Raw genomic sequence first — 17,229 nt, forward strand, 5'->3', positions numbered from 1 at the left:
CGCCCCTGGCTGCCTAGGGGCGCGGGGAACTGCGCGAGCAACCCAGCACGGTCCGCAGACGGAAGAAGCGGGGTGCAGGGGCCGCAGGCCCCGCGAGGGGGAATTGGGGGCGCGGCCCCCGCGAGGGGGTTGGGGGCGTAGCCCCGCACGGGGCCCGGGGGCGCGGGCCGCACGGGGCCCGGGGGCGTAGCCCCGCACGGGGTTCGGGGGCGTAGTCCCGCACGGGGTTCGGGGGCCTAGTCCCCGGGAACGTGTCTTCGTCCCCTTCCGCCCCCGGAGGGTTTAGGGAAGGGGCGGGGTGGGGGCAGCCCGGGGTCAGCCCGCTCGCAGCATCAGCCCGATCCCCACCACCAACACCCCCGCCGCCACGATCCGCACCCCCCCGAACCGCTCCTTGAAGAACACCGCCCCGATCGCCGCCCCCACGATGATGCTCGACTCGCGCAGGGCCGCCACGGGCGCCAGGGGCGCGCGGGTCTGGGCCCACAGGACCAGGCCGTACGCCGTCATGGACAGCGCCGCCCCCAGCAGGCCACGAACGGCGTACGGCCGCACCTGCTCCAGCAGTTCACCGCGGCGGCGGTACAGCGCGTACCCGGGGATCAGCAGCCCCTCCAGGATCATCAGCCACGCGATGTAGCCGAGCGGCGTACCGGACGCGCGGACGCCGACCCCGTCCACCACCGTGTACGCCGCGATGGACAGCCCCGTCGCCAGCGCGGCCAGCAGCGCCGGCCAGTGCGGGCGCGCGCCCGAGCCCCGGATGCCCCACAGGGCGACCCCGACCAGCCCCGCCGAGGCGACCGCCACCCCGGCCGCCTGCCACGCGTTGAGGCTCTCGCCGACGAACACCACCGCCAGCACGGTCACCACCAGCGGCGCCGTCCCCCGGGCGATCGGGTACATCTGGCCGAAGTCGCCCAGGGTGAACGACCGCATGAGCAGGGTCTGGTAGCCGGTGTGCAGCGCCGCCGACGCGGCGAGGTACGGCCAGGCGCCGGACGCGGGCAGCGGGGCGAACACCGCGAGCACCGCGCCGATCACCGTGGCCCCGCCGCCGATGAGGGTGAACGCGATGAGCTGGTCCCTGATCGTGTGCGCCATCGCGTTCCAGGACGCGTGGGTGACGGCGGCGAGCAGGACGGCCAGCGCGACCGCCAGGCTCACGCCGTGCGCTCGCGTACGTCGACCAGCGCCCCGCCCGCGTACTCGATGAGCGTCTTGGGGTCGAGCGGGAAGACGGTGTGGGGCGTGCCGGCCGCCGCCCAGACCACCGCGTGGTCGAGGAGCGCGCGGTCGGCGAGGACCCGGGTGCGGCGCACATGGCCGAAGGGCGGGACGCCTCCGATCGCGTAACCGGTGGTCTCCCGGACGAGTTCGGCCCCGGCCCGCCGCACCTTCCGCGCGCCCAGCTCACGCCGTACGAGTTCCACGTCCACCCGTGACGAGCCGTCCATCAGGACGATCACCGGGACCCCGTCCGCCTCGAAGACCAGCGACTTCACGATCTCGCTGACATCGCAGCCGATGGCGGCGGCCGCCTCGGCGGCGGTCCTGGTGGCGTCCGGGAAGCGGCGTACCTCCACGTCGAGCCCGAGGGCGCGCAGCGCCTCGGCGAACCGGGGGTGGGCGGGGGATTCTTGAGCGCTCATGCCCCCGCAGGCTAGTAGGAGCCCCAGGCCGCGTGCGAGGGCGTTTCCCCACGCCCCGGGCTCCGCGCCCCGGCTCTGTGCCCCGTGCCCCGTGCCCCGGGCTTCGGTCTCTGCGCCGGGCCTCTGCGCCCCGTGCTCCGTGCCCGCGCCCCGGCCTCGCGCCCCCCGCCCGCGTCGGGTTGCCGCCCGCATCGGGACCCGCCCGCACGGGGTCGGCGCCCCCGCCCCGGGGCGCCCCCCGGGCCCCTCCCCGCTCACCCCGCCCGCAGCACCCGCGCCACGATCGGCCCCGCCGCGTCCCCGCCGTGGCCGCCGGACTGGACGAGGGCCGCAGCGGCGAGCCCGTTGCCGTACCCGGTGAACCAGCTGTTGGAGGTGCCCTGTTGGTCCACCTCGGCCGAGCCGGTCTTGGCGCCCTTGGGCCCCGGCACCCCCGCCATCGCCTTGACGGCCGTCCCGCTGCCGGTGGTCGCCGCGTGCATCATCTGCTGCAACTGCGAGGCGACCGGGCCGGGCAGGGGCTTGGCGGTGGCCAGTTCCCGGTCGTCCAGGGACTTCGGCACGATCACCGGCTGGTGGAACCCGCCCGCGATGACGGTGGCCGAGACGGACGCCATGTCGAGCGGGCTCATCTGGACCTTGCCCTGGCCTATGTAGGAGGCGGCGGTCTCCACGCCGGAGGAGTCCGGGACGCGGCCGTCGAAGGACTTCACACCGCCGAGCTTCCAGTTGTTCTGGCCGAGCCCGAAGTAGTCCCGGGCGGTCTGGCCGAGCGCGGTGCCGGCGATGCGCTTGTCGGCGAGGGGCCTGACCGGCTTGATGAAGGCGGTGTTGCAGGACCGCGCGAACGCGTCGGTCAGGGTGCCGTGCGCGATGGTGAAGTCGTTCAGGTTGTGGAAGACGTAGCCCTCCCACGGAACCGTCGCCGGGCACTCGGCCGGCTGGTCCGCCCCGCCCACGCCGTTCGCGATGATCATCGCGCCGGTGACGATCTTCATGGTGGAGCCGGGGGCCACGGACGCCTGGAGGGAGGCGGGGAACCCGTCCCTGCGGTTGTCCGCGACGGCCCGGATCTCCCCGCTCGTCGGCTCGATCGCCACCACCGACGACTCGGCGAACTGCTTCACGGCCTGCTCGGCCGCCGCCTGGACGTCCGCGTCGAGCGTCGTCGTCAGCTTGCCGGGCTTGCCCTTGGCCAGGGTGAGCAGCGTCTGGTTCGGGGTGCCCTCGGCGCCGCCCTCGATCCAGGTCTCCACGCCCGGTGTGCCGTTGACCTTGTCGCCGTACTTCTGCCGCAGCGCGTCCAGGACGAACCCGAGCGAGGGGTACTTCTCCTTGGTCAGCACCCGCCCCCGGTGGTCCACGGCCTCGATCTCGGGGTTCTTGGCGGCCCCCGTCACCAGCTTCCCGCCCGGCTTCAGCTTCGGGTGGACGACGGCCGGCTGCCAGTCCACCAGCGCCTTGCCGGTGCTCACGCCCCGCACAACGGTGAGCCGGGAGCTGTAGTCGAGCGGCGCGGTCTTCCCCTCGTAGGAGACCTCCGCCTTCACCGTGTACGGAACGGTCGCCCCCGTGGCCGCCCCCGGCGTGATCGTCACCTTGCCCACGTGCGCCTCGTCGTGGAAGGCGGTGAGCACGGTCTGGGCGGCGGCGTTGTTGTTGGTCAGGGCCGAGGCCGCCGCCGCGTCCCCCGTGGTCCAGGCGTCGAAGAACGCCCGGGCGGTCTTGGTGATCTCGTCGGTGCTGGGCGGGCCGGTCCGTACCGGCGCCGCCCGCGTATGCGAACCGGAGGACGAGCTGTCCCCGGCCACCATCTGGTAACCGCCGTACACCACACCGGTGCCGACGACCACGAACACACCGCCGACGATGGCGGCCTTGGCTCCACTGCGCATCTCGCAGCCCCTCCCCAGGAGTCTCTTGAACGTGTTCAAGAGTTTGCTTGGGAGGAACATTACGTGACAGCAGTGACACCGGCCCCACCCGTTACCGGACCGGGACCCCGCTCAGCGGCTCACACCCACGTATCCAGCCACATCCGATTCCGCCAGGAATCGAGCGGAATCGACGTGCCCGTGTACAGCGGCCAGAAGTAGATGAAGTTCCAGACGATCAGCAGCACCAGCACGCCCGCGCCGATCGCTCCCACCGCACGGCGCCGCTCGTCCGAGCCCGGGGGCCCGAGGATCGCGCCGATCATCATCGCCACCGCCAGGCACAGGAACGGCACGAAGACGACCGCGTAGAAGAAGAAGATCGTCCGCTCCTGGTAGAGGAACCAGGGCAGATAGCCCGCCGCGACGCCGCAGACGATCGCGCCCGCCCGCCAGTCGCGCCGGAACGCCCAGCGCCACAGCACGTACAGGAGCGCGAAGCACGCCGCCCACCACAGCAGCGGCGTGCCGAGCGCCAGCACCTCGCGGGCGCACTTGCCGGTGGTGGAGGAGGGGCAGCCGTCGGTGCCGGGGGAGGGGCTCTCGTAGAAGTACGAGACCGGGCGGCCCAGGACGATCCAGCTCCACGGGTTGGACTGGTAGGTGTGCTGGTCGGTGAGGTTGACGTGGAAGCTGTAGACCTCGGACTCGTAGTGCCACAGGCTGCGCAGCGACTCCGGCATCCAGCCCATGTCGAACTGCGGCAGGCTCACCCTGCCCAGCAGCGGCAGCTTGACGTGGTCGGGGGAGAGCCCGTCGCGGCCGTGCGCCCAGGTGCGGAAGTAGCCCTTGTCGGTCATGAACCAGCCGGTCCAGGAGGCCAGATACGTCACCACCGCCACCGGGACCGTGGAGAGGAAGGCGGGGAGGGCGTCCCGGCGGAGCACCGCGCGGTACGGCCGCACCGCGCCCGCGGTACGGCGGGCGCCCGCGTCCCACAGCACCGCCATGACGCAGAAGAACACCAGGACGTACAGGCCGTTCCACTTGGTGCCGCAGGCCAGCCCCAGCATCACCCCGGCCGCGATCCGCCACGGGCGCCACCCCAGGCGCAGGCCCTCCGCCACGGCCGTGTCCGGGCGCAGGTCGCCCCCCTCGCCCTCGGGGAGCGCCGCCGCGAGCCGGGCGCGCGCCCGGTCCCGGTCGATCAGCAGACAGCCGAAGGCCGCGAGCACGAAGAACATGACCACCAGGTCGAGCAGGGCCATGCGGCTCATCACGAAGTGCAGCCCGTCCACCGCGAGCAGCGCGCCCGCCAGGCAGCCCAGGAACGTCGAGCGGAACAGCCGCCGCCCGATCCGGCAGAGCATCAGCACCGAGAGCGTGCCGAGCACCGCCATCATGAAGCGCCAGCCGAACGGGGTGAAGTCGAACCACTTCTCACCGATGCCGATGAGGTACTTGCCGACCGGCGGATGCACCACGTAGCCCGGGTCGGTGGGGATCGGCACCGACGAGGGGTCCTTGATGATCGCCTTGTCGACGTCCTTGGGCCAGGCGCCCTCGTAGCCGCGGTTGATCAGCGCCCAGGCGTCCTTGGCGTAGTACGTCTCGTCGAATATCACCGCGTCCGGGCTGCCGAGCCGCCAGAACCGCAGCACCCCCGCCACCAGCGTGACCAGCAGCGGGCCGCCCCAGCCCGACCAGCGCACCAGGCGCCCGGCGGTCGCCGGGGGGACGTTCAGGACCGCCCAGAGCCGGCCGGACGGCCGGGTGTAGGGCGGCACCAGCCGCTCGCGCAGGCCGGTTCTCGGCCGGGCCGCGTAGCCGAAGCGGCGCAGCCGGTCCTGCCAGCCGGGCGGCGGATCTTCGGCGTCATGGCCCTCAAGGGTCTGCGGCGCAGTACTGGTCACCGCGCCATCGTAGGGAAAGGGCCTGTGCGAGTCCCGTGGCCGGGCCCGATCCGGTCCGGGCGAACGGCGGAGCCCGGAGGCTGGGAGGATGGCGGGGTGACCGGAACACTCGTACTCGCAGGCACCCCCATCGGCGACATCGCGGACGCGCCGCCGCGCCTCGCCGCCGAGCTGGAGCGGGCCGACGTCGTCGCCGCCGAGGACACCCGGCGGCTGCGCGGCCTGACCCGGGCGCTGGGCATCCACACCTCGGGGCGGGTCGTCTCCTACTTCGAGGGCAACGAGTCCGCCCGGACGCCCGAACTCGTCGAGGCGCTGGAGGGCGGCGCGCGCGTGCTGCTCGTCACCGACGCCGGGATGCCCTCGGTCTCCGACCCCGGCTACCGGCTCGTGGCGGCCGCCGTGGAGAAGGACATCAAGGTCACGGCCGTGCCCGGCCCCTCGGCGGTGCTGACCGCGCTCGCCCTGTCCGGGCTGCCCGTCGACCGGTTCTGCTTCGAGGGCTTCCTGCCGCGCAAGGCGGGCGAGCGGCTCGGCCGGCTGCGCGAGGTGGCCGGCGAGCGCCGCACCCTCGTCTACTTCGAGGCCCCGCACCGCCTCGACGACACGCTCGCCGCGATGGCCGAGGTCTTCGGCGCCGAGCGCCGCGCCGCCGTCTGCCGGGAGCTGACCAAGACGTACGAGGAGGTCAAGCGCGGCAGCCTCGGCGACCTCGCCGCCTGGGCCGCCGAGGGGGTGCGCGGCGAGATCACCGTGGTGGTCGAGGGCGCGGCCGAGACCGGCCCCGCCGAGCTGGACGCCGAGGAGCTGGTGCGCAGGGTGCTGGTGCGCGAGGAGGCGGGCGAGCGGCGCAAGGAGGCGATCGCCGCCGTGGCTCTCGACGCGGGCCTGCCCAAGCGCGAGGTGTTCGACGCCGTCGTGGCGGCAAAGAACGCGGCACGACAGGCACCGGAGAACGGCAAAGGACTATCGTAAAAAGTAAAGCGCAGGCCGCGCACCGGGGCTTTTGCCTAGGAAAGGCCAAATCGGCACCAACACTCGACAGCCCCTGATGCGTTTCGGCGGCGAAAGGCGTCCCATGGATCGGGGGCGCTTTCCCGCCTCCGCTCGCAAGGAGCGCTCGCAAGAGCTTGTCCAGCGGACAAGGGAGCCGGCAGATGAGTGAGATCGCTGAGACCACGGCGCACGAGGCTTACGCCTTCGCGTGCATGAGGTGTGGATATGGCTGGGAGCAGGCGTACGAGATAGAGCACCACGTGGACGGCAAGGGGCAGTCGTTCGTGGTCTACAAGGCCGACGGGGAGCGGGTTCCCTCCCCGCTGTCCCAGCCCACCTGCATGAACTGCGGCGGGCACGTCGTGCGCACCCTGCGCGCCGGCCGGGTCTCCAGCGTGCAGCAGTGGCTCGCCCACCAGTCGACCCACCAGGCGCCGGCCGGGCCCGTGGGGTCCGGGGGCGACCCGGAGCCGGACACCCCGGCGGCCGCGCCGGGCGCCACGGCCGCGGCCGAGCCCGAGGCCGGCCACCACTGGCACCTGTCGGACCTCCTGCACCCCTTCCAGCACCACCACAAGAAGTGACGGGCCGGGGCCTTTCATAGGATCGGCCCCATGAGTGCCGCCAAGGATGCCCCGCCGCCCCTGCCCGAACCGCTCGGTGTGGCGGTGGCCGACTCGCACACCCACCTGGACATGCAGTCCACGACGGTCGAGGAGGCCCTGACCCGGGCCGCGGCCGTCGGGGTGACCACGGTGGTCCAGGTGGGCTGCGACCTCAAGGGCTCCCGGTGGGCGGCGGAGACGGCCGAGGCGTACGAGAACGTGCACGCCGCCGTCGCCCTGCACCCGAACGAGGCGCCCAGGATCGTCCTGGGCGACCCCGACGGCTGGTCGCGCCAGGGGGCGCGGCAGCCCGGCGGTGACGCCGCCCTCGACGACGCGCTCGCCGAGATCGACCGGCTCGCCGCCCTCCCGCACGTCAAGGCCGTCGGCGAGACGGGTCTGGACTACTTCCGCACCGGCGCCGACGGCATGGCCGCCCAGGAGCGGTCCTTCCGGGCGCACATCGAGATCGCCAAACGGCACGGCAAGGCGCTCGTCATCCACGATCGCGAGGCGCACGCGGACGTGCTGCGCATTCTGCGGGAAGAGGGCGCCCCGGAGCGCACCGTCTTCCATTGCTATTCCGGGGACGCGGAAATGGCGGAACTCTGCGCGCGGGCGGGCTACTTCATGTCCTTCGCCGGGAACATGACGTTCAAGAACGCCCAGCCGCTGCGCGACGCGCTCGCGGTCGCCCCGCTCGAACTCGTTCTGGTGGAGACGGACGCGCCCTTTCTCACCCCGGCGCCGTACCGCGGACGGCCCAACGCGCCGTATCTCATTCCGATTACGGTGCGCGCCATGGCGGCGGTGAAGGCGGTCCACGAGGACGTGCTGGCCGCGGCGGTCGCGGAGAACACGGCGCGCGCCTTCGATTACTGACGGATAACGGCCCGGGTGCCCCGGGTGGGCGAGTGCAGGGTAGCGCGGCGACGCTCCGTAGTCGAATCGCTTTGGACGGTGACGAAGGCTCCGCTAATGTCCCGCCCCCGACGGGACGACAGGCCGGAACTCTGGAGCGCCGTGAGCAATTCGCAGGGCAGTCACCGTGCCGCACGCGGCGGCCGCCGCGCGGCGACGAGAACGGCCGAGCCGCCGTACGCGCAGGACGCGCCGCCGCCCGCCGAGCCGCCGTACGACGCCTTCGAGACGCAGGCGGCCGAGGTGCCCCGGCCGCGCCGGGGCGCCGGGCCGCAGGAGGGACCGCGGGCCGGGGCGCGACGGGCCGCCCGGCGCCGCCGCCGCGGCGGGGCCTTGTTCGGCGCCGGCCCCGAGGCCCTGCGGCGGCTCATCCCGCAGGCGCTGGTGGTCGCCTTCCTCGCGGGCGGGACGACCGCCTTCCTCGTCAACGACAAGGCCGTACGGCTCACCGTCGACGGCGTCCCGCGCACCCTGCACACCTTCGCGGACGACGTCGACGAACTCCTCGCGGACCAGCACGTCGCCGTCGGGGACCACGACATCGTCGCGCCCGGCCGGTACGAGGCGCTGACCGGCGGCGACGAGGTCGTCGTCCGCTACGGCCGCCCCGTCGCCCTCTCCCTCGACGGCCAGCGCCGCCAGGTGTGGACCACCGCGCAGACCGTGGACGGGGCCCTGCGCCAGCTCGGGGTGCGCGCCGAGGGCGCGTATCTGTCGGCCTCGCGCTCCTCGGCGATCGGCCGCACCGGCATGGGCCTGGACGTGCGCACCGAGCGCCAGGTCACCTTCCTCGCCGACGGCCGCGAGCGCACGATCCGCACCAACGCGGCGACGGTCGCCGAGGCCGTCGAGGAGGCCGGGATCTCGCTGCGCGACCAGGACACCACCTCCGTGCCGCCCTCCGCCTTCCCCCGCGACGGCCAGACGATCACCGTCATGCGGATCACGGGCAGCCGTGTGGTCCGCGAGGAGCCCATCCCGTACCGGGTCGTCAGGACCAGGGACGACTCGCTCTTCGCCGGGACCGAGGTCGTCGACCGGCCGGGCCAGCGCGGCTTCCGCAAGGTCACCTACGCGCTGCGGACCGTCGACGGGGTGCGGCAGAAGCCGCGGAAGGTGTCCGAGCACGTGGTGCGCCCGCCGGTCGCCCAGAGCGTCCGGGTCGGCACCAAGCCGCTGCCCGTCTCGGCCGGCGGCGCCGACCACCTCGACTGGCGCGCACTGGCCCACTGCGAGTCCGGCGGGCGCCCCGGCGCGGTCGACCCGACGGGGAACTACGGCGGGCTCTACCAGTTCGACGGCCGCACCTGGCACGCGCTCGGCGGCAGCGGCCTCCCGCAGCACGCCAGCGCCGCCGAGCAGACGTTCCGGGCGAAGAAGCTCTACGTGCAGCGGGGGGCGAGTCCGTGGCCGCACTGCGGCCGTAGGCTGTATCGGTGAGCACCACTGAGCCCGATGCCCTCCTCGGCCCCGCCGACATCCGTGAACTGGCCGCAGCGCTGGGCGTACGCCCCACCAAGCAGCGCGGCCAGAACTTCGTCATCGACGCCAATACGGTCCGCCGGATCGTGCGGACGGCGCAGGTGCGGCCCGACGACGTGGTGGTGGAGGTCGGGCCCGGCCTCGGCTCGCTGACCCTGGCGCTCCTGGAGGCGGCGGACCGGGTGACGGCCGTCGAGATCGACGACGTGCTCGCGGGCGCGCTGCCCGCCACCATCGAGGCCCGGCTGCCCGCGAGGAAGGACCGCTTCGCGCTGGTCCACTCCGACGCGATGCTGGTCCAGGAGCTGCCCGGCCCCGCCCCGACCGCCCTGGTCGCGAACCTGCCGTACAACGTCGCGGTGCCCGTGCTGCTGCACATGCTGGACCGCTTCCCCACGATCGAGCGCACCCTGGTCATGGTCCAGGCGGAGGTCGCGGACCGGCTCGCGGCCAGGCCCGGCAACAAGGTGTACGGCGTGCCGTCGGTGAAGGCCAACTGGTACGCGGAGGTCAAGCGCGCCGGGTCCATCGGCCGCAACGTCTTCTGGCCCGCCCCCAACGTCGACTCCGGCCTGGTCGCGCTGGTCCGGCGCACCGAGCCGGTGCGGACCACCGCCACCAAGGCGGAGGTCTTCGCGGTCGTCGACGCGGCCTTCGCCCAGCGCCGCAAGACCCTGCGGGCCGCGCTCGCCGGCTGGGCGGGCTCCGCGCCCGCCGCCGAGCAGGCGCTGGTCGCGGCCGGGATCTCGCCGCAGGCGCGCGGCGAGGCGCTGACGGTGGAGGAGTTCGCCCGGATCGCGGAGGCCAGGCCGTGACGGCGCCGAGGGCCGTGACGGTACCGGCGGCGCAGGCCGTGACGGTCCGGGTCCCCGCCAAGGTCAACGTCCAGCTCGCGGTGGGCCCGGCCCGCCCCGACGGCTTCCACGACCTCGCCAACGTGTTCCTCGCGGTCGGCCTCTACGACGAGGTCACGGCCGCGCCCGCCGACGGGCTGCGCGTCACCTGCTCCGGCCCGGACGCGGACAAGGTCCCCCTGGACCGTACGAACCTGGCGGCGCGGGCGGCCGAGCTGCTGGCCGCGCGGTACGGGCTTGCGCCCGACGTCCACCTGCACATCGCCAAGGACATCCCCGTCGCGGGCGGCATGGCCGGCGGCAGCGCGGACGGCGCGGCGGCGCTGGTGGCGTGCGACGCGCTGTGGGGTACGGGCGCGTCCCGCGAGGAGCTGCTCGACATCTGCGCCGAGCTCGGCAGCGACGTGCCGTTCAGCCTGGTCGGCGGGGCGGCGCTGGGCACGGGCCGCGGCGAGAGGCTGTCCGTGCTGGAGGTCGGGGGCACCTTCCACTGGGTGTTCGCGGCGGCGGACGGGGGGCTGTCCACCCCGGCGGTGTACCGCGAGTTCGACCGCCTCACTCCGGACGCGGCGCCGCCGGAGGCGGACCCGGCGCTGCTCGCCGCGCTGCGCGCGGGCGACCCGTTCGCGTTGGCGGGCGCGCTCTCCAACGACCTCCAGGACGCGGCCCTGTCCCTGCGCCCGTCCCTGACGCAGACGCTGGCGGCGGGCACGGCGGCGGGGGCCCTGGCGGCCCTGGTCTCGGGCTCCGGCCCGACCACGGCGTTCCTGGCCGAGGACGCGGCGTCGGCCGCGAGGATCGCGGAAGCGCTGCGAAGCTCGGGCACCTGCCGCACCGCCCGCCCGGCAACGTCCCCGGCCCCCGGGGCAACGGTCGTCCCGGCCTGAACACGGGGCCTCCCCGCCCCGGGCGACGGTCGTGGCTGCCCGAGGCACGGCCCCCAAGGGGCGCGGGGAACTGCGCGACCAGCCACGCACGGTCTGCACCCGCAAGAGGTCGTTCTCCGTCCGCGGCCCGGTGGGGGCCGTTCGCGCAGTTCCCCGCGCCCCTTCAGGGCGCACACCGCACCGCACGCAGTGCGAACTCCCCGCGCCCCTTCGGGGCGCACCCGCACCGCACGGAGTGCGGGTCGCCGGGAAGTACCCTGGGGGACGATCCAAGCCCCCTGTTCAGGAGTGAAATGGCCGTCAACCTGGTCAATGTCGAGGCAGTCAGCAAGGTATACGGCACCCGCGCCCTGCTCGACGGCGTCTCCCTCGGCGTCTCCGAAGGGGACCGGATCGGGGTGGTCGGCCGCAACGGAGACGGCAAGACCACCCTCATCCGGATGCTCGCGCAGCTGGAGGAGGCCGACACCGGCCGCGTCACCCACGTCGGCGGCCTCCGCCTCGGCGTGCTCACCCAGCACGACTCGCTGGACCCGAAGGCCACCGTCCGCCACGAGGTGATCGGCGACCTCGCCGACCACGAGTGGGCGGGCAACGCCAAGATCCGTGACGTGCTCACCGGCCTCTTCGGCGGCCTCGGCCTGCCCGGCTTCGAGAGCGGCCTGGACACGGTCATCGGCCCCCTCTCCGGCGGTGAGCGCCGCCGTATCGCGCTCGCCAAGCTGCTCATCGCCGACCCGGACCTGATCATCCTGGACGAGCCCACCAACCACCTGGACGTGGAGGGCATCGCCTGGCTGGCCGCCCATCTGCGGGCCCGGCGCTCGGCGCTGGTCTGCGTCACCCACGACCGCTGGTTCCTGGACCAGGTCTGCACCCGGATGTGGGACGTCCAGCGCGGCAGCGTCTACGAGTACGAGGGCGGCTACAGCGACTACGTGTTCGCCCGCGCCGAGCGGGAGCGGATCGCCGCGACCGAGGAGGCCAAGCGGCAGAACCTGATGCGCAAGGAGCTGGCCTGGCTGCGGCGCGGCGCCCCCGCCCGCACCTCCAAGCCCCGCTACCGCATCGAGGCCGCCAACGAGCTGATCGCGGACGTGCCGCCGCCGCGCGACACCTCGGAGCTGATGAAGTTCGCGGGCGCGCGGCTCGGCAAGACCGTCTTCGACCTGGAGGACGTGACCGTGCAGGCCGGGCCCAAGGTGCTGCTCAAGCACCTGACCTGGCAACTCGGCCCGGGCGACCGCATCGGCCTGGTCGGGGTGAACGGCGCCGGCAAGACCTCGCTCCTGCGCGCGCTGGCGGACGCGGCCCGTACCGACGGCGAGGCGCAGCCCGCGGCCGGACAGATCAAGGTCGGCAAGACCGTGCGGCTCGCCTATCTTTCGCAGGACGTCACCGAACTGCCCGCAGAACTGCGCGTCCTGGAGGCCGTGCAGCAGATCCGTGACCGGGTCGACCTCGGCACGGGCCGGGAGATGACGGCCGGGCAGCTGTGCGAGCAGTTCGGGTTCGGCAAGGAGAAGCAGTGGACGCCGGTCGGGGACCTGTCCGGTGGTGAGCGGCGCAGGCTCCAGCTGCTGCGGCTGCTGATGGACGAGCCGAACGTCCTCTTCCTCGACGAGCCCACCAACGACCTCGACATCGAGACGCTGACCCAGCTGGAGGACCTGCTCGACGGCTGGCCCGGCTCGATGGTCGTCATCTCGCACGACCGGTTCTTCATCGAGCGCACCACCGACCGGGTGTGGGCGCTGCTCGGCGACGCCGCCCTGCGGATGCTGCCGCGCGGCATCGACGAGTACCTGGAGCGGCGCAGGCGGATGATCGAGGAGGCGGCCCCGGTCCCCGCCCCGGCCGCCGCCAGGCCCTCGGGCGCGGCCTCGTCCGCCGACTCCCGGGCCGCGAAGAAGGAACTCCAGCGCATCGAGCGGCAGCTGAACAAGATCTCCGACCGGGAGAGCAGTCTGCACGCCCAGATCGCCGACAACGCGACCGACTTCGAGAAGGTCGCCAAGCTCGACGCGGAGCTGCGCGCCCTCATCGGCGAGCGCGACGAACTGGAGATGCGTTGGCTGGAACTGGCCGAGGACGCCTAGGGGCGGGTGGGACGCGTGGGGCTCGTGAGGACGGGTGACGAGTCGTAAAGAGCACGTGCAAACTCCATAACAGGCGCATCACAGGCCGGTCCGCCCTTGGGAACAGGGACGGACCGGCCCCCTGTTCGAGGGGGTTCGGGTGATACAAAGAAGCCCCGCTCGACTGACGCAAACTGTGCGGGACCATGTCCGATTCCGCTCCGGAAACGCGGGGGAGTCCGTTCGGGCAGCGGTCCGCACGAAGGGGGAGACACGCTGTGACCCAGCCGCCCAGCCAGCAGCCGCCGCAGGGGGGCTTCGGGGCACCCAGCAACCCGCCCGCCGGGACGCCCACCCCGCCCGCCCAGCCGCCGCAGACGCCGCCGCCGCCCGCGGGCCCGCCGCCCGCGATGCCGCCCGCCCCGCCGCAGGGCGGCCCCGCCCCGGCTCCCGGCTACGGCTACCCGCAGCCCCCGACGCAGCCCGGCTACGGCTACCCGCAGGCGCCCGGCGGCCAGCCCGGTCCGTACGGCCAGCAGCCCGGCCCCTACGGCCAGCAGGCGGGCCCGTACGGCGGTTACCCGACGCAGCCCCAGTACCCGGGCGCCCCGATGCCGGAGCCGCCGGGCGGGGGACGCAACCCCTTCAAGGGCAAGCCCGCCGTGATCGTGGCGGCGGCCGTGGCCGGTCTGCTCGTGGTCGGCGGCGGCGTGTACTTCGCCACCAAGGGCGGGGACGGCGACAAGAAGTCCGAGGCGAAGGCGAGCCAGAGCGCGCAGCCCAGCGGCTCGCCCACGACCGACCAGGGCGACGGCAAGGGTGACGGCAAGGGCGACGGCCGCACCGGGAACGACGACCTCAACGCGGGCCGCAAGGACGGCGAGGCGAAGGTCTGGCTCCAGGAGAACGCCACCCAGCTGACCCAGAACGGCGCCGAGCAGTCCGGCCCCTGGGTGATCGGGGACACCGTCGTCAAGGCGATGTACAAGGAAGTCACCGGCTATTCGGTGACGGACGGCAAGCAGAAGTGGAGCGTGCCGCTGAGCGCCCCGCTGTGCGGAGCGCCGCACCAGACCACCGCCGACGGCAAGATCGTCCTCGGTGTGCAGGAGAACAACACCAAGAACGCCAAGTGCAACCAGCTCCAGCAGGTCGACCTCGCGGCCGGCAAGGCGGGCTGGAAGGTGGCGGTCCCGTCGGAGAACGCCTTCGACATCATGACCAGCTTCGACCTGGCGATCAGCGGCAACACCGTGGCGGTGGCCCGGATGGGCGGCGTCAGCGGGTTCTCGGTCCTCGACGGCAAGAAGATCTTCGGCCAGGAGCGCAACGGCAACTGCCGTGCGGACGCCTTCGCGGGCGGCTCCCGGCTGATCGCCGCGGGCAGCTGCACGGTCGGCGGCGACACGCTCGCGGTCGACCAGATCCAGGAGCTGGACGCCACCACCGGCAAGCCCAAGTGGACCAAGCAGTTCCCCAAGGGCTGGAAGGTCGCCCGGGTCTTCTCGGTCGACCCGCTGGTGGTCTACGTGACCAACAAGGACAAGAAGCAGTACAACATCTCGACGTACAAGCCCGACGGTTCGCTCCGCTCCGAGCTGGTCAGCAAGGACAGCTTCCAGCCGGAGTGCGGCTGGGCGATCATGGACCGTGACCTCCAGGGCTGCCTGGGCGCCGCCGCCGACGCCAACACGCTGTATCTGCCGACCGAGCCCAAGCGCAGCTCCGGCGACACCTTCGGGCGCACCAACGCGGTCGTGGCGTTCGACCTCAACACCGGCAAAGAGAAGTGGCGTTCGAGCGCGGGCAGCGACCGCACGATGCTGCCGCTGAACGCCGAGAACGGCAAGGTCCTCGCCTACATCGCGCCCACCACCGAGCAGGGCGGCGCGGTCGCGGAGGTGGCCGGCGCGGGCCAGCCGAAGATCGTGCTCCAGAACCCGGCGTCCACCGCCTCCATCGAGAACGGCTTCTTCTCCAAGCACGTGGCCTACCGCGACGGCCGGCTCTTCATCCTCAACGGCCGCGTCTCCAGCCCCAAGGGCGACACCAAGGAGAAGGCCCTGATGGGGTTCGGCAACTGATGAACGCGCCCGCTTCCGTCCCCTTCCCTTCCGCAGAGGTACGTACGTCATGAGCCAGCCTCCCCAGCCGCCCCAACAGCCGCCGGGCGAGCCGCCGCAGCCCCCGGTCCCGGGGTTCGGCGCCCCGCAGGAGCCCCCGGCGGGCGGTTTCGGCGCCCCCACGCCGCCGCCCCCGGCGATGCCGCCCGCGCCGCCGGCCCAGCCGCCGACGGCCCCCGCGGCCCCGGCGTACGGCTACCCGCAGGCCCCCGCGCCCGGGCAGCCGTCCGCGTACGGCTATCCGCAGACCCCGCCCCCCGGCCAGCCGGGCTACGGCTACCCGGGCCAGCCGCAGCAGGGCTACGGCTATCCGGGCCAGCCTCCCGCCCAGCCCATGGCGCCGCAGGGCGCCCCGGGCGGCCCCGGCGGCGGCAGGAAGCCCAGCGCCCAGACGACGATCATCATCTCGGCGGTCGTCGCGGTCGCGCTGATCGTCGGCGGCGGCCTCTGGTACGCCAAGAGCAAGGACGGCGACAAGAAGGACGAGTCCAAGTCCGGCTCCACGCAGGGCGCCAACGGCGGCAAGGAGGGCGGCTCGACCGGGGGCGGCGGCAAGGAGCAGCCCCCCGCCAACGTCACCTCCAAGGTGCTCTTCCAGGTGCCGCAGCCCAAGGTGAGCGACCTGGTCCACGTCGACGGCTCCTGGCTGACCGACAAGGTGTACGCCAAGTCGGGCGTCAACGAGGTCGTCGGCTACGACCCCGCCAAGGGCACCCAGCTGTGGAAGACCCCGCTGCCCGGCGCGGTCTGCGCGGCCACCCGGCACATCACCTCCGACAGCAAGACGGCGATCGTCTACGAGGGCCCCAAGGCCTCCGGCGAGAAGTACGCGCGCTGCACCGAGGTCGCCGTGCTCGACCTGACCACCGGCAAGCTGGCCTGGACGAACTCCGTCAAGGAGGGCGACCGCAAGACCATGTACGAGGAGGTCACCATCGGCGCCGGCACGGTCGCCACCGGTGGCACCTCCGGCGGCTCCGCCTGGGACCTGGCCACCGGCAAGCTGTTGTGGCAGCCGAAGGTCACCACCGACCAGTGCAAGGACGCCGGTTACGGCGGCGGTGAGGCGCTGGTCGCGGTCCGCAAGTGCGGTGACTACGACAACCCCACGGTCACCGTCCAGCCGCTGAACCCGAAGACGGGCGCGCCGCTGTCCTCGTACAAGATGCCGGCCGGTGTCCAGTACGCGCACATCGTCTCGTCCAAGCCGCTGGTGGTGGCCGCCGACGTCGGTGACACCGCGGGCGACGGCAGCGGGATCTCGGACTTCTTCTCCATCGACGACAAGACCGGCAAGCTGCTGGCCCGCATCCCGGCGCCGGGCGACAAGTACGCCGCCGACTGCGACTCCACCGACGTGGAGAAGTGCACCTCGGTCGCGGCGGGCGGCGGCAAGCTGTACGTCCCGACCGAGCAGCACGACGGCGCGGGCGGCAGCGGCTACTCCGGCCGCACCAACGAGATCATGGCGTTCGACCTGGCCACCGGGCAGCCCGTGCCCGGCAAGGCCGACGCGGGCGACGGCTCCTCGCTGTACCCGCTGCGGATGGACGGCAACAACGTCATCGCGTTCAAGAAGCCCCCGTACGACAAGGGCAGCCAGATCGTGAGCATCGACGGCGGCAGCTTCAAGCAGACGGTCCTGCTGGAGAACCCGGCGGACACCTCGGTGCGCAGCGCGCTCTCGCAGTTCGGTCCCGAGTACGGCGAGATCCGCTACAACCAGGGCAAGCTCTTCATGTCGGCCACCTCGGTCATGAAGCCGAGCACGGTGACCAGCGAGACGAAGTACCTGCTGATCGGCCTCGGCACCGGCTGAGGCGGCGGCGCCGGCCTCGCGCGCG

Annotated in this window: 13 protein-coding genes; 9 read left to right on the forward strand and 4 right to left on the reverse strand. The window is 73.1% G+C overall.

Going from position 1 to position 17,229, the window contains the following annotated elements:
* Window positions 1-315: 315 nt before the first annotated feature.
* The 4 genes from ABZ404_RS28750 to ABZ404_RS28765 form a co-directional block, all read right to left on the reverse strand.
* Window positions 316-1,167 (reverse strand): EamA family transporter, encoded by an 852-nt coding sequence (locus ABZ404_RS28750; protein ID WP_358837856.1) that lies wholly within the window; start codon window positions 1,165-1,167, stop codon window positions 316-318.
* A complete protein-coding gene (locus ABZ404_RS28755; RefSeq protein ID WP_358837855.1) occupies window positions 1,164-1,652 on the reverse strand; it encodes a YbaK/EbsC family protein in 489 nt (162 codons plus the stop codon). The genes ABZ404_RS28750 and ABZ404_RS28755 overlap by 4 nt, the downstream gene beginning before the upstream one ends.
* 254 nt (window positions 1,653-1,906) lie before the next feature.
* Window positions 1,907-3,547, reverse strand: a complete 1,641-nt coding sequence (locus ABZ404_RS28760) for a penicillin-binding transpeptidase domain-containing protein (protein ID WP_358837105.1) — start codon at window positions 3,545-3,547, stop codon at window positions 1,907-1,909.
* A 119-nt stretch (window positions 3,548-3,666) separates the two neighbouring features.
* Complete coding sequence (locus ABZ404_RS28765; RefSeq protein WP_358837104.1) at window positions 3,667-5,439, reverse strand: phospholipid carrier-dependent glycosyltransferase; 1,773 nt, start codon at window positions 5,437-5,439, stop codon at window positions 3,667-3,669.
* 96 nt (window positions 5,440-5,535) lie between these two features.
* Between ABZ404_RS28765 and rsmI the strand changes: the two genes are divergently transcribed.
* The 9 genes from rsmI (at window position 5,536) to ABZ404_RS28810 (ending at window position 17,204) form a co-directional block, all read left to right on the forward strand.
* A complete protein-coding gene (rsmI, locus tag ABZ404_RS28770) occupies window positions 5,536-6,414 on the forward strand; it encodes a 16S rRNA (cytidine(1402)-2'-O)-methyltransferase (protein ID WP_358837103.1) in 879 nt (292 codons plus the stop codon).
* A gap of 182 nt (window positions 6,415-6,596) precedes the next feature.
* Window positions 6,597-7,019, forward strand: a complete 423-nt coding sequence (locus ABZ404_RS28775) for a hypothetical protein (RefSeq protein ID WP_358837102.1) — start codon at window positions 6,597-6,599, stop codon at window positions 7,017-7,019.
* A 30-nt stretch (window positions 7,020-7,049) separates the two neighbouring features.
* A complete protein-coding gene (locus ABZ404_RS28780) occupies window positions 7,050-7,922 on the forward strand; it encodes a TatD family hydrolase (RefSeq protein WP_358837101.1) in 873 nt (290 codons plus the stop codon).
* Window positions 7,923-8,063: 141 nt separating this feature from the next.
* On the forward strand, window positions 8,064-9,401 hold the full coding sequence (locus tag ABZ404_RS28785) for a ubiquitin-like domain-containing protein (protein ID WP_358991048.1): 1,338 nt from the start codon (window positions 8,064-8,066) through the stop codon (window positions 9,399-9,401).
* On the forward strand, window positions 9,398-10,258 hold the full coding sequence (rsmA, locus tag ABZ404_RS28790; RefSeq protein WP_358837577.1) for a 16S rRNA (adenine(1518)-N(6)/adenine(1519)-N(6))-dimethyltransferase RsmA: 861 nt from the start codon (window positions 9,398-9,400) through the stop codon (window positions 10,256-10,258). The genes ABZ404_RS28785 and rsmA overlap by 4 nt, the downstream gene beginning before the upstream one ends.
* Window positions 10,255-11,184, forward strand: a complete 930-nt coding sequence (locus ABZ404_RS28795; RefSeq protein WP_358837576.1) for a 4-(cytidine 5'-diphospho)-2-C-methyl-D-erythritol kinase — start codon at window positions 10,255-10,257, stop codon at window positions 11,182-11,184. The genes rsmA and ABZ404_RS28795 overlap by 4 nt, the downstream gene beginning before the upstream one ends.
* Window positions 11,185-11,477: 293 nt before the next feature.
* A complete protein-coding gene (locus tag ABZ404_RS28800; protein WP_358835928.1) occupies window positions 11,478-13,283 on the forward strand; it encodes an ABC-F family ATP-binding cassette domain-containing protein in 1,806 nt (601 codons plus the stop codon).
* 257 nt (window positions 13,284-13,540) lie between these two features.
* Window positions 13,541-15,346, forward strand: a complete 1,806-nt coding sequence (locus ABZ404_RS28805; RefSeq protein ID WP_358835927.1) for a PQQ-binding-like beta-propeller repeat protein — start codon at window positions 13,541-13,543, stop codon at window positions 15,344-15,346.
* A gap of 49 nt (window positions 15,347-15,395) precedes the next feature.
* Window positions 15,396-17,204: a PQQ-binding-like beta-propeller repeat protein gene (locus ABZ404_RS28810; protein WP_358835926.1), complete on the forward strand. Its 1,809-nt coding sequence runs from the start codon at window positions 15,396-15,398 to the stop codon at window positions 17,202-17,204.
* Window positions 17,205-17,229: the final 25 nt, after the last annotated feature.

It is taken from the genome of Streptomyces sp. NPDC005878 (assembly GCF_040629815.1).
GTDB lineage: Bacteria > Actinomycetota > Actinomycetes > Streptomycetales > Streptomycetaceae > Streptomyces.

Bases quoted from the DNA above. Each gene is read 5' to 3' on its own strand.
- ABZ404_RS28755 (WP_358837855.1), bottom strand. From the start codon at position 1,652: ATGAGCGCTCAAGAATCCCCCGCCCACCCCCGGTTCGCCGAGGCGCTG.
- ABZ404_RS28760 (WP_358837105.1), bottom strand. From the start codon at position 3,547: ATGCGCAGTGGAGCCAAGGCCGCCATCGTCGGCGGTGTGTTCGTGGTC.
- ABZ404_RS28775 (WP_358837102.1), top strand. From the start codon at position 6,597: ATGAGTGAGATCGCTGAGACCACGGCGCACGAGGCTTACGCCTTCGCG.
- ABZ404_RS28780 (WP_358837101.1), top strand. From the start codon at position 7,050: ATGAGTGCCGCCAAGGATGCCCCGCCGCCCCTGCCCGAACCGCTCGGT.
- ABZ404_RS28800 (WP_358835928.1), top strand. From the start codon at position 11,478: ATGGCCGTCAACCTGGTCAATGTCGAGGCAGTCAGCAAGGTATACGGC.
- ABZ404_RS28810 (WP_358835926.1), top strand. From the start codon at position 15,396: ATGAGCCAGCCTCCCCAGCCGCCCCAACAGCCGCCGGGCGAGCCGCCG.